Raw genomic sequence first — 22,903 nt, forward strand, 5'->3', positions numbered from 1 at the left:
GGTTCGCGTGCTCGGCGCATTCCGCTCGGCTCTCGCGACGCCGGATCTACGCAAGAAGATCCTGTTCACTCTCGGGATCATCATTGTGTACCGGCTTGGTGCGACCATGCCCGCGCCGGGCGTGTCCTTCAAGAATGTGCGGGCCTGTGCCGAGCAACTTGAAGGCCAGAGCATCTACTCGCTGATCAACCTGTTCAGCGGCGGCGCGTTGCTGAACCTCTCCGTGTTCGCGCTGGGCATCATGCCCTACATCACCGCGAGCATCATCATTCAGCTGTTGACCGTGGTGATCCCGCGGTTCGAGCAGTTGAAGAAGGAGGGGCAGGCCGGTCAGGGCAAGCTCACGCAGTACACGCGGTACCTGACGATCGGGCTCGCGATCCTGCAGTCGACCGGTCTGGTGGCCCTCGCGGTGCGCGGGCAGCTGTTCGGTGAGTGCGACCAGGACGTCGTCCCGAACAAGGACAGCATCTTCACCCTCATCGTGCTGGTCGTCACCATGACCGCCGGTACCTCGGTCATCATGTGGCTGGGCGAGCTGATCACCGAGAAGGGCATCGGCAACGGCATGTCGTTGCTGATCTTCACCGGTATCGCGGCCCGGATCCCGGCCGAGGGCAAGAACATCTGGGACAAGGACGAAAGCCGGATCACCTTCATCCTCGTCTGCGTCGCCGCTCTCGTCATCATCGCGAGCGTCATCTACGTCGAGCAGGCTCAGCGCCGCATCCCGGTGCAGTACGCCAAGCGCATGATCGGTCGCCGCATGTACGGCGGCACCTCGACGTACCTTCCTCTCAAGGTGAACCAGGCCGGCGTCATCCCGGTCATCTTCGCCTCGTCGCTGCTGTACCTGCCGGACCTGATCGTGCGCCTGACCCAGGGGTCCTCCAACGAGACGAACTGGTTCTCGACGTTCGTCTCGACCTACCTGGTCAAGCAGTCGAGCTGGGTGCACATCGCCACGTACTTCATGCTGATCGTCTTCTTCACGTACTTCTACGTCGGCATCACGTTCAACCCGGACGAGCGTGCTGACGAGATGAAGAAGTTCGGTGGCTTCATCCCCGGCATCCGTCCCGGTCGCCCGACCGCCGAGTACCTCAAGTTCGTGCTGGGCCGCATCACGCTCCCCGGCTCGCTCTACCTCGGCATCGTGGCGATCCTGCCGAACCTGTTCCTGGACCTCACCAACGAGGGCCAGAACCAGAACTTCCCGTTCGGCGGCACCGCGGTTCTGATCATGGTCGGTGTCGGTCTCGACACCGTGAAGCAGATCGAGAGCCAGCTCATGCAGCGCAATTACGAAGGGTTCCTCCGCTAGATGCGACTCGTTCTCGTTGGCCCGCCCGGTGCGGGCAAGGGCACCCAGGCTGAGGTTCTGAGCCGCAAGCTCGGCGTGCCGCACATCTCGACGGGCGACCTCTTCCGGTCACACATCAGCAACCAGACCGAGCTCGGGCTGGAGGTGCAGAGCATCCTCGACGAGGGCGCTCTCGTGCCGGACTCCATCACGAACGAGATGGTGCGCAAGCGCTTGGCCGAGTCGGACGCGGTGGACGGGTTCCTGCTCGACGGGTTCCCGCGCAACGTCGCGCAGGCCGACAAGCTGGGTGAGTTCCTCGCTGTTGACGACCACGCGCTCGACGCGGTGCTGGAGTTCAGGGTCGACGAGGACGTCGTGGTGGAGCGGTTGCTGGCGCGCGGGCGCACGGATGACAAGGAAGAAGTCATCCGGCACCGGCAGCAGGTGTATCGCAACGAGACCGCGCCGCTGCTCGACTACTACGCGGACAAGGTCATCTCCATCGACGCGGTGGGTGACATCGGCGAGATCAGCGAGCGGGCTCTCTCGGCGCTGCACGCGCTGCGCGGCGAGAAGTGAGCGTTGGTGGACTGCTCGACCGGTTTCGCTCGGTCTTCTCAGGTACTTCAGGCAGTGAACGCATGATCGAGATCAAGACCCGCGGCCAGCTGGAGGCCATGCGCGCCTCCGGCCTGGTCGTGGCGCGCGCCCTTCGCAACGTGGTCGACGCGGTGAAGCCCGGTGTGTCCACTTGGGACCTCGACGAGATCGCCGAGCAGACCATTCGCGACGCCGGCGCCATCCCGTCGTTCAAGGGCTACCACGGCTTCCCGGCGAGCATCTGCGCGTCGGTGAACGAGCAGATCGTCCACGGCATCCCCAGCCGCAAGCAGGTGCTGGCCGAGGGTGACCTGATCTCCATCGACTGCGGTGCGATCCTCGACGACTGGCACGGCGACTCGGCCGTCACGGTCGGCGTCGGCGAACTGTCGCCCGCGGACCACAAGCTGTCCGAGGCGACCAGGCTGTCGATGCTCGCGGGCATCGAGGCCGCGGTGCCGGGCGGCCGGCTCACCGACATCTCGTTCGCCATCGAGTCCTCGGCGATCGAGTCGGGCGAGCGCGACGGCATCGAGTACGGGATCGTCGCGGACTACGGCGGCCACGGCATCGGCTCCAAGATGCACATGGACCCGTTCCTGCCGAACTTCGGCAAGCCGGGCAAGGGCCCGCGGCTCAAGGTCGGCATGGCCATCGCGATCGAGCCGATGCTCACGCTCGGCACGGACGACTCCCAGGAGCTGGAGGACGGCTGGACCGTCATCACGCTCGACGGGACCCGCGCCGCGCACTGGGAGCACAGCGTCGCGATCACCGAGGACGGTCCCTGGGTGCTCACCGCGCCCGAGGAGTGACCTGAGCTTTGCAGCAGCCCCGTTCGCCGCATGCGGTGAACGGGGTTTTTCGTTTGTCACGGCGGATACGGTGTGGGTGGCGAACGAGTTCCAATGCTTGGGGGCATTGTGCGGGTCACCCGTTTCGTCCTGTCCGCTCTGCTGATTCCACTTCCCGGCTGTGCTGTCTCCAAGCCGGCCACCGACCTCACCTACCAGGACGTCCCGGCGGACCGGATCGCCGACCGGATCTTCCTGGCCGACTCCATCGCCGCCGTCGAGCGGTGCCGGCCGCCGTTCGACGACATGCGGATCATCCGGCCGGACTTCGTCAGCCCGCCGCCACCGGCCGACGGTGGCTGTGGTGGCGAGGCCCGGGTCGCCGCCGGCCGGGAGTACGTCGCCGCGGTGACGCGGATCACGGACCTGCACGCCGCCGTGGCGCGCGAGTGGCAGGCGCGGCTGGGTTCCGGTCCGGAGGTCGCGCAGAAACGCGCGACCGACACGACGCTGCTGCACTGCCTGCGCCGGGAGGGCTTCGCCCAGCGCGGGCCCGGCGACCCGAGTCTGGAGAGCTACGGCGTCGGATCAGGGGATCTCGCGCTCGACAACGCAGCTCAGCAATGCTCTGACGACACCGGCTACGGCACCCGGATCGCCGCTCAACGCGCCCGCACGCTCAAGTCGGTGCTGGGCACGTACGAGTTCCAGATCACCGAGATCGGGAAGCTCCGGCCGCTGCTGGCGAGGTGTGCGCGGCCCCGGGACTGACCTGGCCGGGCCCGATTTGGGTTGCCGGAGTGAACTGCGTACACTGGTCAGGTGGCGCACCAGTCGCGCCGGTTCTGTCATGCCCTCGCAGGTGAGATCGAACCGGGGTGGCGCGCGCCCAAAGGTTATTATCACCGTCACGAAACGCGGAGGACATGGGCAAGAAGGACGGGGCCATTGAGGTCGAGGGCCGCGTAGTCGAGCCGCTCCCCAACGCGATGTTCCGAGTCGAGTTGGAGAACGGTCACAAGGTGCTCGCGCACATCAGCGGCAAGATGCGACAGCACTACATCCGCATCCTCCCTGAGGACCGGGTTGTCGTGGAGCTCTCGCCCTACGACCTGTCCCGCGGGCGCATCGTCTACCGCTACAAGTGACCTCCAGTAGCAGGAGATCTCAGGCGTGAAGGTCCAGCCGAGCGTCAAGAAGATCTGCGACAAGTGCAAGGTGATCCGCCGTCACGGCCGGGTCATGGTGATCTGCGAGAACCTGCGCCACAAGCAGCGCCAGGGCTGAGCAGCTCCACCACGCGCTCGTCGAGATCTTCGCCGACGCAGTAACGAGAATCTCCTCGCACCTACCGCACGCAGGGCTTCCAGTGTGCGGACACCCCCGGATTCCAGGCCGGGGCCGGGACACCGGCTGTGAGAGCAGCCGGAACGACATAGCGAGTCAGTCACCGGAATTGGGCGAGGAGCAGACCTGGAAGTAAACGACAGGAGTTAACCGCCACATGGCACGACTCGCTGGCGTCGACCTCCCCCGCGAAAAGCGGATGGAGATCGCGCTCACCTACATCTTCGGCATCGGTCGTACGCGCTCCAAGGAGCTGCTCGCCGCCACGGAGATCTCCCCGGACCTCCGGGTGAAGGATCTGTCGGACGACGACCTCGCCAAGCTGCGGGACCACATCGAGACGAACTACAAGGTCGAGGGTGACCTTCGCCGTGAGGTTCAGGCCGACATCCGTCGCAAGATGGAGATCGGCTGCTACGAAGGTCTTCGGCACCGTCGTGGCCTGCCCGTTCGCGGACAGCGCACCAAGACGAACGCCCGTACCCGCAAGGGTCCGAAGAAGACCGTCGCCGGCAAGAAGAAGGCCGGCAAGAAGTAAGACCTCGCGTCTACTGCCCTCGACTTAGGAGTTCTGTCAAGAAATGCCACCCAAGTCCCGCACGGGCGCCGGGGTCAAGAAGATCCGGCGCAAGGAAAAGAAGAACGTCTCGCACGGCCAGGCGCACATCAAGAGCACGTTCAACAACACCATCGTGTCCATCACGGACCCGCTGGGCAACGTGATCAGCTGGGCGTCCGCCGGCCACGTGGGCTTCAAGGGCTCGCGCAAGTCCACGCCGTTCGCGGCGCAGATGGCTGCCGAGAACGCCGCCCGCAAGGCCGCCGAGCACGGCATGCGCAAGGTGGACGTGTTCGTCAAGGGTCCCGGCTCCGGCCGTGAGACCGCGATCCGTTCGCTGCAGGCCGCCGGTCTCGAGGTCGGCACCATCCAGGACGTGACCCCGCAGCCCCACAACGGCTGCCGCCCGCCCAAGCGGCGCCGGGTCTGAGGCACGGGGAGGAGTAAGCACAAATGGCTCGTTACACGGGACCTGCGACGCGCATCTCGCGTCGCCTCAAGGTTGACCTCGTCGGTGGGGACCAGGCGTTCGAGCGCCGCCCCTACCCGCCCGGCCAGCACGGCCGCGGTCGGGTCAAGGAGTCCGAGTACCTGCTGCAGCTCCAGGAGAAGCAGAAGGCTCGTTACACCTACGGCGTCCTTGAGAAGCAGTTCGTCCGCTACTACAAGGAAGCGGTTCGCCGTCCGGGCAAGACCGGCGAGAACCTGCTCCAGATCCTCGAGGCTCGCCTCGACAACGTGGTGTACCGCGCGGGCCTCGCCCGCACGCGTCGCCAGGCTCGCCAGCTGGTCAGCCACGGGCACTTTCTGGTCAACGGCCACAAGGTGAACATCCCGAGCTACCAGGTGTCGAAGTTCGACATCATCGACGTGAAGCCGAAGTCCATGCCGACGCTGCCCTTCGAGGCTGCTCGCGCGTCCTTCGGTGACCGCCCGATCCCGGCTTGGCTGCAGGTCGTCTCCTCGAACCTGCGCATCCTCGTGCACCAGCTGCCCGAGCGCGCGCAGATCGACACGCCTGTCACCGAGCAGCTCATCGTCGAGCTCTACTCGAAGTGATCCTCTCGGAGGGGCGGTTCGCCGTCCCTCCGGTCGGGTCCCGCATCGGCGCGAAGGGTGTGCCGAGTGCGTTTGCCGGTCTCCGCGACCGGCGTCTTGACGGCGTCAAATAGCGGGCGTCGTTGTAGGAAGGAAGAATCCAGTGCTGATTTCCCAGCGCCCCTCGCTCGCCGAGGAAGCGGTCTCCGAGACCCGTTCCCGGTTCGTCATCGAACCGCTGGAGCCGGGCTTCGGTTACACGCTCGGCAACTCGATCCGCCGCACGCTGCTCTCGTCGATCCCCGGTGCTGCTGTCACGAGCATCCGCATCGACGGCGTGCTGCACGAGTTCACCACGGTTCCCGGGGTGAAGGAGGACGTCACCGACGTCATCCTGAACCTCAAGGAGCTCGTCGTCTCGTCCGAAGAGGACGAGCCGGTGACCATGTACCTGCGCAAGCAGGGCCCCGGTGTGGTGACCGCAGGCGACATCGTGCCTCCGGCCGGTGTCACCGTGCACAACCCCGACCTGCACATTGCCACCCTGAACGGCAAGGGCAAGCTGGAGATCGAGCTCGTCGTCGAGCGCGGTCGCGGCTACGTCCCGGCTGTCCAGAACAAGCAGGCGGGTGCCGAGATCGGCCGCATCCCCGTCGACTCGATCTACTCGCCGGTTCTCAAGGTGACGTACAAGGTCGAGGCCACGCGTGTCGAGCAGCGGACGGACTTCGACAAGCTGATTCTCGATGTGGAGAGCAAGCCCTCGATCACCCCGAGGGACGCGGTTGCCTCCGCGGGTAAGACCCTGGTTGAGCTGTTCGGCCTCGCTCGCGAGCTGAACATCGACGCCGAGGGCATCGAGATCGGCCCGTCGCCGGCCGAGGCCGACACCATCGCCGCGTTCGCGATGCCTATTGAGGATCTGGACCTCACGGTCCGTTCCTACAACTGCTTGAAGCGGGAAGGCATCCACACCGTCGGCGAGCTGGTTTCGCGCAGCGAGGCGGACCTGCTGGACATCCGCAACTTCGGTGCGAAGTCGATCGACGAGGTCAAGATGAAGCTCGTCGGTCTCGGCCTCGCGCTGAAGGACTCACCTCCTGGATTCGACCCGTCCGCCGCCGCTGCCGACTACCACTCCGGTGACACGGGCTGGGGTGCTGGTACCGGTCTGGACTCCCACGACGACGGTCAGGACTACGCGGAGACCGAGCAGCTCTGACGCTCGTTTCAGAGCAGAGGATCTCTTTAGTTACTACAGGAGCAAGCGATGCCCACCCCTACCAAGGGCCCCCGGCTCGGTGGGTCTCCGGCGCACGAGCGGCTGCTGCTCGCCAACCTGGCGACGGCGCTGTTCCAGCACGGCCGGATCAAGACCACTGAGGCCAAGGCGAAGCGGCTGCGTCCGTACGCCGAGAAGCTGATCAGCAAGGCGAAGGCCGGCGACCTGCACAACCGTCGCGAGATCATGAAGACGATCCGCGACAAGGACGTCGTGCACAAGCTGATCGCCGAGATCGGTCCGTTCTTCAGCGACCGTTCCGGTGGCTACACCCGCATCACCAAGACGCTGGCGCGCAAGGGCGACAACGCCCCCATGGCCATCATCGAGCTGGTGCAGCAGAAGCTCGTCTCCACCGAGGCCGAGGCTGCGCGCAAGACCAAGTTCGCCAAGGACGAGAAGCCGGCCGAGGCCGCCGCTGTCGTCGAGGCCGACGAGACCAAGGCCGAGGACGCTGTCGAGGTTGACGGCGAGCCGACCGCTGAGGCCGTCGAGGCCGAGGAGACCGCTGACGAGAAGGCCGAGTCCAAGAAGGACGAGTCCTGATCAGTACGTCTGCTGACGAGCCCGTCGTTCCCGCTTCCGGGGACGGCGGGCTCGTTCGTGTGCGCCTCGACCTCGCCTACGACGGGACCGAGTTCTCCGGCTGGGCTCGTCAGCCTGAGCGCCGCACGGTCTGCGGCGTCCTCGAGGACACCATGTCGATGGTGCTGCGCGAGGACGTGCAGCTGACCGTCGCCGGGCGCACCGATGCCGGGGTGCACGCCTCCGGCCAGGTCGCCCACGTTGATCTGCCGTCCACTGTGGATGTCGCAGGGCTGCCTCGCCGGCTGGCCCGGGCGTTGCCCACGGATGTGCGGGTGTTCTCCGCTCGCGAGGTGCCTGCCGCATTTGATGCGCGGTTCTCGGCGTTGCGGCGGCACTACGAATACCGGGTCTCGGATGCTGCTTCCGGAGCGCATCCGTTGCGGCGGTTGGACACGCTTGCCTGGCCGCGCCCGCTCGACGTCGACGCGATGAACGCGGCGGCGGCGTTGTTGCTGGGGGAACACGACTTTTGCGCGTTCTGCAAGCGGCGCGAAGGCGCCACGACCATCCGGGAACTGCAGCGGCTCGAGCTGCTGCGTGGTGCGGATGGCGTGATCACGGCCTTCGTGTCCGCGGACGCGTTCTGCCACTCGATGGTCCGCTCGCTCATCGGCGCGCTGCTGGCCGTCGGGGAGGGGCGGAAGGGGATCGAGTGGCCGGGGTCGCTTTTGTCGCTCCACGGGCGCGCCAGCGGGGTCACCGTGGCTCCGGCGCACGGCTTGTGCCTGGTGCGGGTGGACTTTCCTGACGACGCCGAGCTCGGGGCACGGGCTGAGGCGACTCGGAAGGTGCGGACGCTCTCTCGTTGAGCCAGTCTTCCCGGCTCGGTGCTCTTCCCGGAAAGGGAGGAGCCCCCGGCGGGGGGACCGGGGGCTCCGAGGGGTGGGACGGTTGCTCTAGATGTCCAGCGTCCACGAGTTGATGAAGCCCGTGTCCTGGCGGTAGAGGTCGCGGACCCGCAGCTGCCAGGTGCCGTTGGCGTCCTCGGTCGACACGTTCACCGGGTAGGTGGCGTTGACGTCGTCCGCGCTGTCGCCACCGTTGGAGACCTTGAGGAGCTTCACCGCGCCCGAGGGGGCGATGAGAGCGAGTTCCAGGTCACCGCGGTAGCTGTGCTTGATGGCGACCGTCACGGAGCCCGTGCCGCTGGCCTTGCCGTTGCAGTCGGCGACGGTGATCGACGACGTCACGGACGAGGCGTCCGGGATGGCCGTGTCGGTGTCGTTGGTGACGGCGGGGCACTGGCCGGGCGGGTTGCCGGGGGCGGTGCCGGTGATGTGCAGCAGCTTGTTCGGCGAGCCGGCGCCGGGGTTCGTGACGACGTCGGAGGTGGCGTTCTCCACCAGAGCGTCGCGGACCTGCTGCGGGGTCGCGGTCGGGGACGAGGCGAGGAACACGGCCGCGGCGCCCACCACGTGCGGGGTGGCCATCGAGGTGCCGCTGATGGTGTTGGTGGCTTCGTCGTTGGTGAGCCACGCCGACGTGATGTCGCGGCCGGGCGCGAAGATGTCGACGCAGGTGCCGAGGTTCGAGAATGACGAACGGCCGTCGGTGCGGTCGGTCGAGCCGACCGTGATGGCCTCGGGGGTACGGGCCGGCGACGTGTTGCAGGCGTTGCCGCCGTTGTCGTTGCCCGCCGCGAGGCCGTAGGTGACGCCGGCGGCGATGGAACGCTTCACGGCGTCGTCGACGGTCTGGTTGGCGCCGCCGCCGAGGGACATGTTGGCCACCGCGGGCTTGTTCGCCGGGTTGTTGTTGACCTGCTCGGTGACCCAGTCGATGCCGGCGATGACGCCCGCGAACGAGCCGGAGCCCGCGCAGTTCAGGACTCGGACGGCGACCAGCTTCACGTCCTTGGCGACGCCGAACTTCGTACCGCCGACGGTGCCCGCGACGTGGGTGCCGTGGCCGTTGCAGTCGGTCGCGTCGTTGTCGTTGTCGACGGTGTCGCGGCCGTGCACGGCGCGGCCGCCGAAGTCGCTGTGGCTGATGCGGATACCGGTGTCGATGATGTACGCGGTGACGCCGGCGCCCCGGTTCGGGTACGTGTAGCTGTTGTCGAGGGGGAGCGCACGCTGGTCGATGCGGTCCAGGCCCCACGACGGGGTCGGGGTCTGCGTGTCGGAAGCGTGGACTTCGCCGTCCTGCTCGACGTAGGCGACTGCCGGGTCCGCGGCGAGGAGCTTGGCCTGGGCCTCGGAGATCTGTGCGGAGAAACCGCGCAAAGCGGACTTGTAAGTGTGCTTCACCTTCGCGCTGTACTTAGCGCTGAGGTTCTCGACACTGGCCGTGCTGAAGTCCTTCAGCACGACGATGAAGTTGTCCTTGACCGCGTTGGCCGCACCGAGGTTCCGAATCTCCCCCTCGGGCGCAGCGGTGGCGGAGACGGACGACAGTGCGAGCGCTGTGCTCGCCACCAGTCCGATTCCAGCCGCTCGTCTGACCCACGATTCTCCCATAGCAGCGTGCTCCCTCGTCGCAGGGTCGTGCAGGTGAGAGTTTTCTTAGTGGCGCGGACGGATTTCGCACAAGAAGGTCCACGAAACAACCTTCGATTGGCGAATCAACAGTTTTGGGGTTTCTGTGAATTAGTTGGTGCCGCTGAGCTATGGACAAAACAATTGCGCCCCGAACGATGAACGTTCGGGGCGCAAATTCGTGAGCGTCTCAATCGCCTCGGCGTACCGCTCCGAGGATCTGCTGCTCGGTCGGGGTGGTGTACAGGCGCAGGTGCGCCCACATGTCCTGACCCATCGCGATGACCTGGTCGTCCTTCAGCTGGGTCAGCTGCTGGAACATCTGCGGCCGCAACCGCCACATCTGACCGGCCAGCTGCGCCTGCCCCATCGGGAGGCGCTGCAGCAGCACGAGGTCCGCGTTGTTCGCCGTCGACGAGGCCTGCGGGTGCAGGTACGGCAGCACGTACATGGTGGTCTGCCACGCCGCACGGGGCGGGAACAGCTCCTGCGGCACGTGACCGCCGTCGTGGATGACCAGCAGCGGCATGTCCTCGGTCGGCCGCGGCAGGTCCGCGGGCGACAGGCGGCGCAGCTGCACCAGCTGGGACGGGCGGCCGTCCGGGCCCTGGCCCGCGGCACGCACGACCGGCTGCCAGGCCTGCGGGCGGCCGGTCGCGATGATGATCCACGCGCCGGTCGCCATGGCCCGCAACGCGATCTGGCGGGCCAGGTACAGGCCACCGACGACCACCATGCGGGTCGGCGTGGGGCGCAGCACCGACACCGAGAGCGGTTCGCCCTGGGTGCCCTGGCCGAGCATCATGCCGCCGCGGTCGCCGCTGGGGCTGACCACGTCCAGCATGTTCGGCGACACCAGGAACTCCGGTGCCACGGCGCCACGGCCGCGCGAGTCGAGCAGGCGGGACGAGGTCATGCCACACCTCCCAGCGGCAGCGTCGCGGCGAGACCCGCGAGCTGCATGCCCTTCAACGGGGTCAGCGTGATGTCGAGCTTGTCGCTCAGCTTCGTCAACTGGTCGTCCGCGCGGTCCAGCTCGTTCGGCGTGCGGGCGCTCACCCGCACCAGGCCGCGCAGCGAGACCTGGCCGTCCTCACGGGACGGTGAGATCGACATCGCCAGCGTCGAGGACAAGGCGCGCACGCCGGTCAGCGAGTTCAGGTTGCCCTTCAGGCCCTTCGACGGCCAGCCGGTGATCGCGTAGCTCGCGTGACCAACGCCACCCGCGGTGACGCCGGACCACTTCTCCCGCAGCGACACGGGGTTCGTGTTGCCGACGGCAGCGGTCAGCTCGGCCGAGGAGATCGCCGCGCGCAGCAGTTCGTCCGAGTCGAGCGGGCGGATCGTCACGCCCGCGGACTCCAGGGCGTTGCGGACCCGGGACAACGCGCCGATCAGCGCGCGGTGCGCACCGACCACGCCGCCGCCACGTTCCCTGATCGCCTCGCCGCAGCGGCGCGGGTCCAGCCGCACCGTGATCCACGTGGTGCGCCGGGCCGCCGCGGGCAGCGGGCCGAGCACCTCCATGTACGAGCTCAGTGCCGGCGACGTCGGCGGGAGCGCCGCGCTGCCGGGGTAGCAGTGCCAGATCACGGTGATCGCGTCCAGGACGACGCCGCGGTCCTCCAGGCAGGGCGCCAGTGCGCCGAGCGGCAGCGACGGGGCCGAGCCGATCGCGGAGATCAGCGGCGGGGTCGGGTCGACCAGCAGCACCGCCGTCCACACGCCGTCGTGCCACGACAGCGCGAGCGGGCGGCGTTCGTGGTCGACGCCCTTCGCGATCACCAGGTCCGGGATCGCCAGCCGCAGCAACGCGACGCGCGGGTCCTCGGGACCGAGCACCTGCATCTCGTCGTCACCGGGTGTGGACTCCTGCGGTTCCGTGCGCTTCGCGGTGCGCGCGTGCGAGCGGAAGCTGAAACGGAGCCGGACGCCGATCCACTGCGTCAGCCAACGACCACGCGATCGGGTGAATGCCAGGATCAGTGCGATCAAGAGCACAGCGCCGGCGATCGAGACCGAGACGACGTTCAGCGCGCCGGCGGCGGTCTTCACACCGGCGATCGTGAGCACGAGGAGAGCGATCGCCAGACCGACCTCGATCGTCACTACGTTGGAGACCGGCAACGAGCCGAGGCTGGCACCGGAGGCTCTGCGGCGGACACGCCCGACCGGACGCGGGGGCACAGGTGCCTGCTGGCCAGGACCCGCAGGTCCCTGCGGCCGTGCCATCCCTGGGTTGGGCCGGGGCGGATGTGGAGTGGTGACGGACATCCGTTGTGGTCTCTTTCCCCTCGATGGTCGGTGGGCTTGGCGAACCGGCCCACGGAGCAACCTGCGTCCGGCTATCCTGCCGAACCGTACCGCGACTGGGAGAGCAGCGAGCCGAGAATGGCATCAACACCCACCACCAAGTCACAGGTCCAGGCCTACCGATTCGTCCTGCAGCGGATGCAGTCCGCGCTTGTCCGCAGAGACGCGGTCATGCTGCACGACCCGATGCGCAACCACTCGCGCGCGACAGCGGTGGGTGTGGTCCTCGGCGTCGTCGGTCTGCTGGGCTTCATGGTGTTCGGTCTTTTCAAGCCGTCACCGCGCCTGGACGACCAGACGCAGATCGCCATCAGCAAGGAGACCGGCCAGGTCTACGTCGTCGACGCGTCTCCCAAGAGACTCATCCCGATGACGAACCTGGCGTCGGCCCGGCTGCTCTGGTACTCGCGCAGCAACCCGGACCAGCAGCAGGGTGGCGGTGACGCACCCGGTGGCACGGCGGGCGGCACGGAGCAGCAGGCGGCCGGTGGTACGCCGAAGCTGGTGAGCGAGTCGGCGCTGGCGAACCTGCCGCGCGGCAGGCTCACCGGTCTCCCGGACGCGCCGGACGTGCTGCCGAAGCCGAACCTCCGCATCGACGCGCAGTGGTCCGTCTGCGACACGCTCGACCTGGACGAGTTCCGCGAGAACCAGGCGGCGGAGAACCAGATCAAGACCTCCGTGATCGCCGGCGTGAGCAGTGGCAACGCCGAGCTGGGCGACGAGGCCGTGCTGGTCCAGCAGCGCACGGGCGCCAAGAAGGCCTACCTGATCTACAAGAAGCCCAACAGCCTGCGTGACATCTCGTCGTCGACCGTTCGCGCGGAGATCGACCTGAAGAACGACAAGGTGCTGAACGCGCTGCGGCTGAAGGGCAAGCAGCCGCGGGCGATCAGCACGGCGATGCTGAACGCGATCCCCGAGGTCGCTCCGATGATCGCGCCGGTCATCCAGGACCAGGGCAAGCAGGCGACGTACGTCACCGAGACGAAGGTGAACATCGGCGAGGTCGTCGAGGTGAACCTGACCAACACCGCGACGTACATGGTGGCGCTCAAGGACGGCTTCCAGGAGGTCGAACAGACCGTCGGCGACCTGCTGCGCTGGTCGTACTCGAACAACCAGAAGTCGATCCCGCTCACGCCGAACGCGATCGCGGACCACAAGGACCCGTCGAGCCCGCTCAAGCTCGAGTCGTACCCGTCGAAGATCCCGACCACGCTCGAGGCGAACCCCGGCAACACGGTCCTGTGCCTGGGCTGGAAGGCCGACAACTACACGGAGCAGACCAAGGCGGAGCACACGGCCGTCACGATCGGCTCCGCGTTGCCCGGCCCGAAGGAGATGACCCCGGTCCAGCTGAACGCGGCCGGCGCGGCGGGCGAGATCATCGACCAGTTCCTGATGCTCCCGGGCAAGGCGGGCGTCGTGCGGGCCAGCCAGGGCAAGGGTGACTTCGGCACCGGTCCGGTGCAGATCATCACCGGTCGTGGTGTCCGCTACGGCGTCCCGGACGCCGGCACGGCGTCGGCACTGGGTCTCGACGGGAACTTCCCGCCGGCACCGAACCAGATCCTGAGTCTGTTGCCGATGGGACCGCAGCTCAACAAGAACGAGGCGAACCGCAGCTACGACGCGATCAAGACCACTGACGGCACGATCAAGGATCCGCAGTCCACTCAGAAGTAGCGGAACCGCTTCGGGTGCATCACCGTCGAATGCAGACAAAAGCTCCCGAAGGTGTCGTAAGGGGACAGCCGTGGCCGGTCGCATTTCCGTCGATCCCGAGTGGCTCGAGCAGTACGCCGATCGGATCGACGGCACGACGGACGATCTGAGGCGGGTGCGGGACACCATGAAGGCGTCCCCGCTGCGCCCGGAGGCGTTCGGAGAGATCGGCAGAACGCTGGGCAACGCCCAGGGCTACGCACGCGCGGCCGAGCTGCTCAACTCGCAGCTCGCCCGTGCCTGCGACACGCTCGACGCGGCGGCAAAGGGGCTGCACGCCGTGGCCAAGCAGCACGGGCACCACGACGAGGACAGCCTGCAACTGATCAAGAAGGCCGATCGGCGGTAGGGGGAGCTGTGGTGGCCAAGGACGGCAGGCAGATCGCGGCCGAGGTAGGTCCCGAGCTCGACTTCCTCTCGCAGGTGAGTCGCAAGCTCGGTGTCGTGGACCTCGTGCACGACTTCTTCGACCCACTTGTGGGTGACTGGAACGACCTGAGCGAGGAAGCCGAACGCTGGCGCAAAGCCGCGAAGGTGACCGAGGCGGTCAACAAGCACATCGCGGGGCCGCTCGGCGGCGTCGACGCGCGGTGGGAGGGCAAGGACGCCGACGCGTTCCTCGACCACATGCGCAAGGTGGGGCTCGCGGGCGGCGACATGTCCGACGCGATGAACGCGATGGCGGAAGCGCTCGAGGAGACCGCCGACGGGGTTCGCGGCATCGTGCAGGACATGGCGCACGTGCTGGCCGACGCCGCCGACTCGGTGTCCGGCACGGCGGCGTTGCCCCTGGAGGGCGATCAGCGCGCCATCAAGCACATCGAGGAGCTCAAGGACCCGGTCCGCGAGCTGTACGAGTCGGCACGGCAGGTGCTGGAGGCGTTCCTCAAGCTGTGCGACGGGGTGTCCGGTGAGGCCGGGAACTTCGCAGCGGTGCGGATGGAGCACAAGTACCCCGAGAAGAACTGGACCTACGCGCCGCCGGCCAAGCCCGAGTCCAGGACTCCGGAGCCGGCCAAGGCGTCCGACACCGCCACCGCGGGCAAGGGTGGCGGCGGTACTCCGGTCGGTGGCGGCGGTGGCGTCGGCGCCGGTGTGGGTGGCGGAGTGGGTGGCGTCGGTTCGGTCGGTGCTCCCGCCGCGGCCGCGCAGCCCATGCAGTTCGGAGGCGCTACCGGCGTCGCTGAGCCCGTGCCACCGGCGGAGAAGGGTGGTGCGGCGGCCCCTGCCGCCGCGGGCGCTGGCGGCCGTCCTGGAGGCGCGCCCGGCGGTGCCCCGATGATGGGCGGAATGGCGCCGATGATGGGCGGGCAGGGCGGGCAGCAGGGCGGCGACAAGGAGCACAAGGCCAAGATGCGGCTCACCGGCTCGATCGACGACCTGCTGGGCAAGCCCAAGAAGGCGTCGCCGAAGGTGATCGGCGAGGACTGAGCACAGAACGAAGAGGCCCCCGCTGAACAGTCAGCGGGGGCCTCTTCGTGAACGGGCTAGACAGTGCTGCCGCGCTTGCGGTTGAGCGAGTTGCGCACGAACAGCGTCAGCATCAGCAACGCGACACCGGCGCCGATGCCGGACAGCGCCACGATGATCGGCGGCCAGTCGTAACCGGCCGGTGGAGTCACCGCGGTGTTCAGCGTCTTCGGTTGCGGCGCCTTGAACCCGGCTGCCTCGGCGGGCAGCACGGCCGTCAGCGCGGCGACCGGGTTGATCATGCCGTAGCCGATCTTGTTGTCCCGTCCGGACACGTTGCCGGGGTGCAGCGCGGTCGCCTTCAGCCGCTCCATCACCTGACGGGCCTTCAGGTTCGGGAAACGCTCCCGCACCAGCGCCGTGATGCCGGAGACGTACGGCGCCGCGAAGCTGGTGCCCTTGATGTCACCGGAGGTCTGCGCGGTGACGTTCGCGTTCGTCAGGCCCTGCACGCTCTTGGGGTCGACCGAGATGATCTCCTCGCCCGGTGCGGCGATGGTGACCCACGGGCCCCAGACGCTGAAGGTCGACACCGCGCCCGAGCGGGACAGCGACGCGACGGAGATCACGTCGTCCGCGAACCACGCCGGTGACGAGACCGACTTGACCTCGGCCGGGTCCAGGTTGTTGTTCTGCTCGGCGCACCCGGCGCCGTTGTCGCTGATGTTGCCGGCCGCCGTCACGATCACGGCGTCCTCGACGTCCACGGCGTACCTGATCGCGGCCTGCAGCGCCTGGTCGTCGGGGCCGAAGCCCTTGGGCCCGCCGCAGTTCGTCAGCGAGATGTTGATGACCTGCGCGCCCGCCTTCGCCGCGCGGACGATGGCCTGCGCCAGCGTCTTCACCTTGCCCGCGGTGGCGCGCTTCTCGTTGTTCGCGTCGCCCTTGAACTCGTACCGGTCGCTGGTCTGGCGGATCGCGAGGATCGTCGCTTCCGGTGCGGCACCGACGAAGTCGCCGTCGGTCTTCTGCGCGGCGGCGACGCCGGCCACCTCGGTGCCGTGGCCGTCGCAGTCGTCCGTGCCGTTCTTGCCGCCCGAGTTGTCCACGTACTCACCGGACGGGACGACGCGGCCGCCGAAGCGCTCGTTCCGCGGGTCGACACCGGTGTCGATGATCGCGATCTTCTGGCCCTTGCCGGTCGCGAACGAGTGCGCCTGCTGGAGGTTCAGGTGGACCTGACCCCAGGGCATGTACTCGATCAGGTTCGCCTTGGTGTCCGACTCGACGCAGCCCTTGTTGGTGCGGTCGTACTTGACGTCCGGCTTGCCGTCGTCGTTCGGCGGGGCGGTGCCGGGCGGCAGCGGCGGCGGCACGGAGTTCGGCCGGGCCGCGTTCGACGCGGACGACGAAGGTTGCTGGGCGGAGGCGGTGGGTGGCAACGCCCCCGTCAGCAGCAGCAGTCCGGCGGTCGCTGCCGCCGCAGTGCGCCTCATGCCGGTCCTCATAGCGAGATCAGGCCCCTGAACACCGAGTACATGTCCATCACGGCCAGCGCCAGCGGCAGCACCGCGGCGATCAGGATCGCCTCGATGATGTCGACGGTGCGGCGCAGCGGCGGCGAGAACTTCTGGCCGGGGAACACGACGCCGAGCACCAGCGCGCCCGCGCCCAGCACCAGCAGCGTGCCGAAGACGAACGCGATGCGGTTGAACTCGGACGAGCCGATCAGCCAGCCGATCAGGATGCCGGCGCTGGCGAGCATGCCGGTGGACAGCAGTGCCACGGCCTGCGCGCCGTTCGCGTACACCCGGCCGCGCATCATCAGCACGATCGCGACGACCACGCCGTAGATCGGGCCCCAGATCGTGTCGGCGCCCGAGGCGACGATCGCGGCCAGCGCGGCCACCACACCGGTGCCGATGATCATGCCGGTCAGGTACTCGTGCGCGACGGCGGTGCGGCGCTCGATCACCGCGTACTCCGGGAAGCCGGTGTCCTCCTTGAGGTCCTCGGCGTTCGTCGGCACGACGGGCGGCGGGATCTTGGCCAGCTGCAGGGTCAGCCTGGGCAGCATGGACATCGCGGCCAGCGCCACCGCACCGGTCCCGGCGGCGACACCGGCGAGCGGGTGCTCGACGAACGTTGCGACGAGGAACGCGAGCGCGACGATCGTGCCGCTGGTCGCCGCGGCGATGAACACCGTGACCCCGTGGCCGATCAGCAGGATGCCGCCCCACGCGAAGATCATCATCAACGCCGAGGCGAGCAGCATCTTCGGGCTGAACCCGACACCGGGCACCGCGTGGAAGCCGGCGACGAACGCCATCGGCAGCGAACCGCACGCGGCGATCAGCACACCGGTCGACGCCGCCTTGTACGCCCGCGCGATGGTCGCGCCGGTGGCGAGTGCCGCGATGGCGGCGACACCACCCGCGATCGCGGCGGCGAGCCCGCTGCCCTTGCCGGCCTCGGTGATCGGGCCGGACAGGAACAGCGCCACCGCCGAGGCGATCAGTGCGAGCGCGCCCGCGAGGTGACCGAACTTCTGCGCGGTCTCCTTGGTCCACGGCCGGAACGAGTCCGGGTCGGACTCCGCGATCGCGTCGACGACGTCGTCGTACAGCGGCGGTGGCGGGTTCTCGTTGCGACGGCGCAGTTGCAGAAGCTCACCGTCCACGACGCCGAGCGAGGCCAGCGTGCGAGCCGGGTCGAGCGGGCTGTCGCCGAGCTTCGCGAGGCACCAGCCGCCGTGCCGGACACCACCGTCCGGAGTGGCCTCTCTGGCCATGTCCAGCAACATCGGCAGGAGGTCGGCCACCGCCACGTCGGCAGGCAGCGCAACGTCGATACGGGTTCGAGGTGCCACCACCGTAACCCGGCTGAACACCGTCGTACCGGTCGCCACCAGGGCCCCCTAAGTCAGATCAGCGCTTATGAACAACGGCCCGACCCTATTGGTCCACTCGGACGCGTGCCGGGCGGCCCTAGTATGGCCGCACCGGCGCCTTCCGCACGTGGTCTTCGCGGAACACGTTCGACTGGGTTTTTTTCCGACCCACCTTCGTCGCGTGCCCGGATGCGCAATAGTGTCGGTTGCTACTGGTGGCGTAACGAGAGTCGAAGAGGTGCCTGTCAGTTGAGCACGCTGCAGTTCAAGCGAACGGCACGCCTTGCTGCTCCCCGGCCTCCCGGCGGCGAGGTCCACCTCGAGCCGCCACCCGAGGTCCCCCGGATCATCCCCGGCAACATCATGATGAAGGCGATGCCCGTCGTCATGATCATCGCGTCCGTGGGCATGATGGGCATGATGCTGTTCCTCGCGCCGCGGCAGCCGGCGGCGATGATCATGCCCGGCATGATGATGATCTCGACCATCGGCATGATGGCGAGCGGCATGGGTTCTGGCAAAGGCCAGAAGAAGGCCGAGATGAACGAGGACCGCAAGGACTACCTGCGGTACCTCGGCCAGATGCGCGACCGCGCGCGCGAGGCTGCCGACGAGCAGCGCGCCGAGCGCGAGTGGGTGCACCCGGACCCGCAGATGCTGTGGTCGCTCGCCACGACCCGCCGGATGTGGGAACGCCGTCAGAACGACCCCGACTTCTGCCACCTGCGCGCCGGTCGCGGCTCGCAGCGCCTCGCGACCCGCCTGGTGCCGCCGCAGACCGGTCCGGTCGAGGAGCTGGAGCCGATCGCGACGCTGGCGCTGCGCCGGTTCGTGCGCGCCCACTCGCTCGTGCCCGAGCTGCCGATCTCCATCGCACTGCGCGGGTTCGCCGCGGTCGGCCTGCTCGGTGAGATCGAGGACCGCCGCGACGTCGCGCGCGCCCTGCTCGCCCAGCTCGTCACCTTCCACGCCCCGGACGACCTGCTGATCGCGGTCGTCAGCGCGGGCCGCACCAAGCAGCTGTGGGAGTGGGCGAAGTGGCTGCCGCACGCGCAGCACCCCACCGACATCGACGGCATCGGCCAGCGCCGCATGATGGCGAACTCGCTCGCCGAGATCGAGGCGATGCTGGACGAGAACCTGCGCGACCGGCAGCGGTTCACCCGCAACGCCCCGCCGCCGCCGGACCAGCCGCACATCGTGATCGTCATCGACGACGGCGACATCAGCCGCGAAGAGATGATCATTCTCGAGGAGGGTCTGGTCGGCGTCACGCTGCTGGACCTGTCCGAGTGCCTCGGCAACCTGACCGCCCGCCGCGGTCTGCGCCTCGTCATCGAGAACAACCAGCTGGGCGCCCGTTCCGCGAGCGGTGTGGAGTGGTTCGGCGCGCCGGACCGGCTGTCGGTCGTGGAGTCCGAGGCGCTCGCCCGCAGGCTTTCGCCGTACCGCATGGGTGCGGCCGGTGAGGCCGGTGGCGACAGCGGCGAAGACCCGTTGGCGATGAGCAACAACCCGCCGATCCTCGAGTTCATGGGCATCCCCGGCGACCCGATCACGTTCGACGTGCAGGCGGCGTGGCGGCCACGGCCGAAGAGGGACCGCTACCGCATCCCGTTCGGCATCGGCGAGCACGGCCAGTCGGTCGAACTCGACATCAAGGAAGCGGCCGAGGACGGCATGGGCCCGCACGGCCTGTGCATCGGCGCGACCGGTTCCGGTAAGTCGGAGTTCCTCCGCACCCTGGTGCTGGGCCTGCTGGCCTCGCACTCGTCGACGGCGCTCAACATGATCCTCGTCGACTTCAAGGGTGGTGCGACGTTCCTCGGTCTGGACAAGGCACCGCACGTCGCCGCGACGATCACCAACCTCGCCGGCGACCTCAGCCTGGTCGACCGGATGAAGGACGCCATCGCGGGTGAGGTGTCGCGTCGCCAGGAGGTTCTGGCGAAGGGCAACTACAAGAACGTCTGGGACTACGAGAAGGCCCGTGAGAACGGTGCCCAGATCGACCCGCTGCCGGCGCTCTTCATCTGCATCGACGAGTTCTCCGAGATGCTGACGGCGAAGCCGGACTTCATCGACATCTTCCTCCAGATCGGTCGCGTCGGCCGGTCGCTGCAGATGCACATGCTCCTCGCGTCGCAGCGACTGGAAGAAGGCAAGCTGCGCGGCCTGGACACGTTCCTCTCGTACCGGATCGGCCTGAAGACGTTCAACGCGGCCGAGTCGCGTGCGGCGATCGGTGTGCCGGACGCCTACGAGCTGCCGCCGATTCCGGGCTCCGGCTACCTGAGCGTGCAGGGCATGCCGCTGACCAGGTTCAAGGCGCTCTACGTCTCGGGCACCTACCGGCCGTCGGGCATGCAGTCCGCCGGTGAGTCGGTGGCCGTGCGCAGCGACAAGCGCCCGCGGTTCTTCGTGCCGGACTTCATCGAGATCCCGAAGGAGCCGGAGCGGCCGATCGAGCCGGTCAAGGTCGAGGCGCCGAAGAAGGAAGACGCGAACGAGCCGACACAGCTCGAGCTGATCGTCGACCGCCTCGTCGGCCAGGGCCCGCCCGCGCACGAGGTGTGGCTGCCGCCGCTCAACGAGCCGCCGACGATGGACACGATGCTGCCGCCGCTCGACGTGACGCCGGACCGCGGTCTCACGTCGCCCGGCTACGCGGCCAACGGCACGCTGCAGATCCCGGTCGGCGTGGTCGACAAGCCGTTCGAGCAGCGCCGCGACCTGCTGTGGGCGGACTTCTCCGGTGCCGCCGGTCACGGCGCGGTCGTCGGTGGTCCGCAGTCGGGCAAGTCGACGCTGCTCAGGACGATGATCGCGTCGATGGCGCTGACGCACACGCCGCAGGAGGCGCAGTTCTTCTGCATCGACCTCGGTGGTGGCACGCTCGCCTCGATGGAGGACCTGCCGCACGTCGGTGGGTTCGCCGGTCGTCTCGACGTCGACAAGGTCCGCCGCATGGTGGCCGAGCTGCAGACCCTGATCACCGAGCGCGAGCTCCGCTGGCGCGACCAGCGCATCGACTCGATGGGCGAGTTCCGCGCCCGCCGGCGCCGCGGTGAGATCAAGGACGACAACTTCGGTGACGCGTTCCTGATCGTGGACGGCTGGATGAACTTCCGCCAGGAGTTCGAGATGGTCGAGCCGCAGGTCCAGGCGCTCGCCGCGCAGGGCCTGTCCTACGGCGTGCACGTGATCGTCGGCGCGAACCGGTGGGCGGAGATCCGGCCAGCCATGAAGGACCTCCTCGGCACGCGCTTCGAGCTGCGGCTCGGTGACCCGAGCGAGTCCGAGATCGACCGCAAGGTCGCGGTCAACGTGCCGCCCGGTCGTCCCGGCCGCGGCCTGACCGGTGACAAGCTGCACTTCCTCACCGGTCTGCCGCGCATTGACACCTCGCAGGACCCGACGACGATCTCGCAGGGTGTCCAGGACCTCGACGCCAAGCTCAACCAGGCGTGGCAGGGCCCGCGTGCCCCGCAGGTCCGGATGCTGCCCGACCTGCTCGACTACGCCCAGTTCATGGCCCAGGTCCAGCAGGTCAACCCGAACCGCGGCCACCTGGTCCCGGTCGGCGTCAACGAGGACGAGCTCGCGCCGGTCTACATGGACTTCGACGCGGACCCGCACTTCTTCGCGCTGGCCGACGGCGAGTCGGGCAAGACGAACCTCCTGCGCACGATCGTCCGCGGCATCATGACGAGCTACACCTCGTCGGAGGCCCTGATCCTGCTCGCGGACTTCCGCCGCACGATGCTCGGGTTCATCGACACCGACCACCTGCTCAGCTACGCGGTGTCGGGCACCCAGCTCACGCAGAACGTCCAGGAGATCAAGGGCTCGCTCACCAAGCGCATGCCCGGCCCGGACGTGACGCAGGAACAGCTGAGGAACCGTTCCTGGTGGACCGGTCCCGACGTGTTCGTCGTGGTGGACGACTACGACCTGGTGGCCCCGCAGGGTGGTGCGAACCCGCTGCAGCCGCTGGCCGAGTTCATCCCGCAGGCCAAGGACGTCGGTCTGCACATCATCCTGGCCCGCCGCATGGGTGGTGCGTCCCGCGCGATGTACGACCCGGTCCTCGGCAAGCTGAAGGAGATCTCGGCGCCGCTGTTCGTCGGTTCCGGTTCGAAGGAGGAGGGCAACATCGTCGGCAACCTCAAGCCGTCGCCGCAGCCTCCTGGCCGGGGCACGATGGTGACCCGCAAGCACGGTCAGCAGCGCATCCAGTACGCCTGGATCTCGCCCGAATAAAGGCACTGCGTCCTCGTGGGTGGTCTCGCCGATCCGGCGGGGCCACCCACGTTTCGTTTCCGGGCAGAAAAAGTAAAAGGGCCCGCAGCCGAAGCCGCGGGCCCACCGAACAGCAGGGGACTGTCCGGTTCCCCCCAATGACCGGATTTCCTTCCTGGACGACCCACTGGGGAGGGGCGACCAGGGAGGAGGCCGACGATCGTGACACCCCCCAAACTTGCTGTTGTCACTTTCGTCGTCCGGCTGAGCACTACTTTGCCCGGTGCTGCTCACACTTCGGTCACACTGAGTCCACGCCCCTGCACTCG

General features: G+C 68.0%; 21 protein-coding genes. 16 read left to right on the top strand and 5 right to left on the bottom strand.

Annotation, left to right across the window (positions count from 1 at the left end; all coding sequences use genetic code 11):
* Positions 1 to 7: 7 nt before the first annotated feature.
* From secY to truA, 12 genes are all read left to right on the top strand, one after another.
* Positions 8 to 1,324, top strand: coding sequence for a preprotein translocase subunit SecY (gene secY, locus ACIA8G_RS25640; protein WP_396421280.1), 1,317 nt, complete (start codon positions 8 to 10; stop codon positions 1,322 to 1,324).
* Positions 1,325 to 1,885, top strand: coding sequence for an adenylate kinase (locus ACIA8G_RS25645; RefSeq protein ID WP_396421166.1), 561 nt, complete (start codon positions 1,325 to 1,327; stop codon positions 1,883 to 1,885).
* A gap of 62 nt (positions 1,886 to 1,947) precedes the next feature.
* Positions 1,948 to 2,721, top strand: a complete 774-nt coding sequence (gene map, locus ACIA8G_RS25650) for a type I methionyl aminopeptidase (protein ID WP_396421167.1) — start codon at positions 1,948 to 1,950, stop codon at positions 2,719 to 2,721.
* Between the two features lie 93 nt (positions 2,722 to 2,814).
* Positions 2,815 to 3,471 (top strand): hypothetical protein, encoded by a 657-nt coding sequence (locus ACIA8G_RS25655; protein ID WP_396421168.1) that lies wholly within the window; start codon positions 2,815 to 2,817, stop codon positions 3,469 to 3,471.
* A 155-nt stretch (positions 3,472 to 3,626) separates the two neighbouring features.
* Positions 3,627 to 3,848 carry a translation initiation factor IF-1 gene (infA, locus tag ACIA8G_RS25660; protein ID WP_005166804.1) on the top strand — a complete coding sequence of 74 codons (222 nt, stop codon included), beginning with the start codon at positions 3,627 to 3,629 and terminating at the stop codon, positions 3,846 to 3,848.
* A 25-nt stretch (positions 3,849 to 3,873) separates the two neighbouring features.
* Positions 3,874 to 3,987, top strand: a complete 114-nt coding sequence (gene rpmJ, locus ACIA8G_RS25665) for a 50S ribosomal protein L36 (protein ID WP_010148647.1) — start codon at positions 3,874 to 3,876, stop codon at positions 3,985 to 3,987.
* A 217-nt stretch (positions 3,988 to 4,204) separates the two neighbouring features.
* Positions 4,205 to 4,585, top strand: coding sequence for a 30S ribosomal protein S13 (rpsM, locus tag ACIA8G_RS25670; RefSeq protein ID WP_396421169.1), 381 nt, complete (start codon positions 4,205 to 4,207; stop codon positions 4,583 to 4,585).
* A gap of 43 nt (positions 4,586 to 4,628) precedes the next feature.
* Positions 4,629 to 5,036: a 30S ribosomal protein S11 gene (rpsK, locus tag ACIA8G_RS25675; protein ID WP_030478320.1), complete on the top strand. Its 408-nt coding sequence runs from the start codon at positions 4,629 to 4,631 to the stop codon at positions 5,034 to 5,036.
* A gap of 23 nt (positions 5,037 to 5,059) precedes the next feature.
* A complete protein-coding gene (gene rpsD / locus ACIA8G_RS25680; protein WP_090074346.1) occupies positions 5,060 to 5,665 on the top strand; it encodes a 30S ribosomal protein S4 in 606 nt (201 codons plus the stop codon).
* 142 nt (positions 5,666 to 5,807) lie between these two features.
* Positions 5,808 to 6,866, top strand: a complete 1,059-nt coding sequence (locus tag ACIA8G_RS25685; protein WP_396421170.1) for a DNA-directed RNA polymerase subunit alpha — start codon at positions 5,808 to 5,810, stop codon at positions 6,864 to 6,866.
* A gap of 48 nt (positions 6,867 to 6,914) precedes the next feature.
* The gene (gene rplQ / locus ACIA8G_RS25690) at positions 6,915 to 7,472 is read left to right on the top strand and encodes a 50S ribosomal protein L17 (RefSeq protein WP_396421171.1); all 558 of its coding nucleotides are present in this window, start codon (positions 6,915 to 6,917) and stop codon (positions 7,470 to 7,472) included.
* 59 nt (positions 7,473 to 7,531) lie between these two features.
* Positions 7,532 to 8,323 carry a tRNA pseudouridine(38-40) synthase TruA gene (gene truA, locus ACIA8G_RS25695; protein ID WP_396421172.1) on the top strand — a complete coding sequence of 264 codons (792 nt, stop codon included), beginning with the start codon at positions 7,532 to 7,534 and terminating at the stop codon, positions 8,321 to 8,323.
* Between the two features lie 87 nt (positions 8,324 to 8,410).
* On the opposite strand, the gene ACIA8G_RS25700 is transcribed toward truA, so the two are convergent.
* From ACIA8G_RS25700 to eccE, 3 genes are all read right to left on the bottom strand, one after another.
* Complete coding sequence (locus ACIA8G_RS25700) at positions 8,411 to 9,973, bottom strand: S8 family peptidase (protein WP_396421173.1); 1,563 nt, start codon at positions 9,971 to 9,973, stop codon at positions 8,411 to 8,413.
* Positions 9,974 to 10,181: 208 nt separating this feature from the next.
* The gene (locus ACIA8G_RS25705) at positions 10,182 to 10,907 is read right to left on the bottom strand and encodes a hypothetical protein (RefSeq protein WP_396421174.1); all 726 of its coding nucleotides are present in this window, start codon (positions 10,905 to 10,907) and stop codon (positions 10,182 to 10,184) included.
* Positions 10,904 to 12,118 (bottom strand): type VII secretion protein EccE, encoded by a 1,215-nt coding sequence (eccE, locus tag ACIA8G_RS25710; protein ID WP_396421175.1) that lies wholly within the window; start codon positions 12,116 to 12,118, stop codon positions 10,904 to 10,906. Before eccE ends, ACIA8G_RS25705 begins: the two co-directional genes overlap by 4 nt.
* A gap of 264 nt (positions 12,119 to 12,382) precedes the next feature.
* Between eccE and eccB the strand changes: the two genes are divergently transcribed.
* From eccB to ACIA8G_RS25725, 3 genes are all read left to right on the top strand, one after another.
* Positions 12,383 to 13,993: a type VII secretion protein EccB gene (eccB, locus tag ACIA8G_RS25715; protein WP_396421176.1), complete on the top strand. Its 1,611-nt coding sequence runs from the start codon at positions 12,383 to 12,385 to the stop codon at positions 13,991 to 13,993.
* Between the two features lie 70 nt (positions 13,994 to 14,063).
* On the top strand, positions 14,064 to 14,381 hold the full coding sequence (locus ACIA8G_RS25720; RefSeq protein ID WP_396421177.1) for a hypothetical protein: 318 nt from the start codon (positions 14,064 to 14,066) through the stop codon (positions 14,379 to 14,381).
* Between the two features lie 11 nt (positions 14,382 to 14,392).
* A complete protein-coding gene (locus ACIA8G_RS25725; RefSeq protein WP_396421178.1) occupies positions 14,393 to 15,463 on the top strand; it encodes a hypothetical protein in 1,071 nt (356 codons plus the stop codon).
* Positions 15,464 to 15,519: 56 nt separating this feature from the next.
* On the opposite strand, the gene mycP is transcribed toward ACIA8G_RS25725, so the two are convergent.
* Positions 15,520 to 16,938 carry a type VII secretion-associated serine protease mycosin gene (gene mycP, locus ACIA8G_RS25730; protein WP_396421179.1) on the bottom strand — a complete coding sequence of 473 codons (1,419 nt, stop codon included), beginning with the start codon at positions 16,936 to 16,938 and terminating at the stop codon, positions 15,520 to 15,522.
* Between the two features lie 8 nt (positions 16,939 to 16,946).
* Positions 16,947 to 18,350 (bottom strand): type VII secretion integral membrane protein EccD, encoded by a 1,404-nt coding sequence (eccD, locus tag ACIA8G_RS25735; protein ID WP_396421180.1) that lies wholly within the window; start codon positions 18,348 to 18,350, stop codon positions 16,947 to 16,949.
* Positions 18,351 to 18,581: 231 nt separating this feature from the next.
* Between eccD and eccCa the strand changes: the two genes are divergently transcribed.
* Entirely contained in the window at positions 18,582 to 22,595 is a 4,014-nt protein-coding gene (gene eccCa / locus ACIA8G_RS25740) for a type VII secretion protein EccCa (protein ID WP_396421181.1), read from the top strand.
* The last annotated feature ends 308 nt before the right edge of the window (positions 22,596 to 22,903 follow it).

It is taken from the genome of Lentzea sp. NPDC051213, assembly GCF_044455585.1.
GTDB lineage: Bacteria > Actinomycetota > Actinomycetes > Mycobacteriales > Pseudonocardiaceae > Lentzea.

What these genes read in the sequence shown, in the direction of transcription:
- ACIA8G_RS25655 (WP_396421168.1), top strand. Translation starts at nt 2,815, where the DNA reads ATGCTTGGGGGCATTGTGCGGGTCACCCGTTTCGTCCTGTCCGCTCTG.
- ACIA8G_RS25645 (WP_396421166.1), top strand. Translation starts at nt 1,325, where the DNA reads ATGCGACTCGTTCTCGTTGGCCCGCCCGGTGCGGGCAAGGGCACCCAG.
- map (WP_396421167.1), top strand. Translation starts at nt 1,948, where the DNA reads ATGATCGAGATCAAGACCCGCGGCCAGCTGGAGGCCATGCGCGCCTCC.
- ACIA8G_RS25700 (WP_396421173.1), bottom strand. Translation starts at nt 9,973, where the DNA reads ATGGGAGAATCGTGGGTCAGACGAGCGGCTGGAATCGGACTGGTGGCG.
- mycP (WP_396421179.1), bottom strand. Translation starts at nt 16,938, where the DNA reads ATGAGGCGCACTGCGGCGGCAGCGACCGCCGGACTGCTGCTGCTGACG.
- rpsM (WP_396421169.1), top strand. Translation starts at nt 4,205, where the DNA reads ATGGCACGACTCGCTGGCGTCGACCTCCCCCGCGAAAAGCGGATGGAG.
- eccB (WP_396421176.1), top strand. Translation starts at nt 12,383, where the DNA reads ATGGCATCAACACCCACCACCAAGTCACAGGTCCAGGCCTACCGATTC.
- rpsK (WP_030478320.1), top strand. Translation starts at nt 4,629, where the DNA reads ATGCCACCCAAGTCCCGCACGGGCGCCGGGGTCAAGAAGATCCGGCGC.
- infA (WP_005166804.1), top strand. Translation starts at nt 3,627, where the DNA reads ATGGGCAAGAAGGACGGGGCCATTGAGGTCGAGGGCCGCGTAGTCGAG.
- rpsD (WP_090074346.1), top strand. Translation starts at nt 5,060, where the DNA reads ATGGCTCGTTACACGGGACCTGCGACGCGCATCTCGCGTCGCCTCAAG.
- ACIA8G_RS25705 (WP_396421174.1), bottom strand. Translation starts at nt 10,907, where the DNA reads ATGACCTCGTCCCGCCTGCTCGACTCGCGCGGCCGTGGCGCCGTGGCA.
- rplQ (WP_396421171.1), top strand. Translation starts at nt 6,915, where the DNA reads ATGCCCACCCCTACCAAGGGCCCCCGGCTCGGTGGGTCTCCGGCGCAC.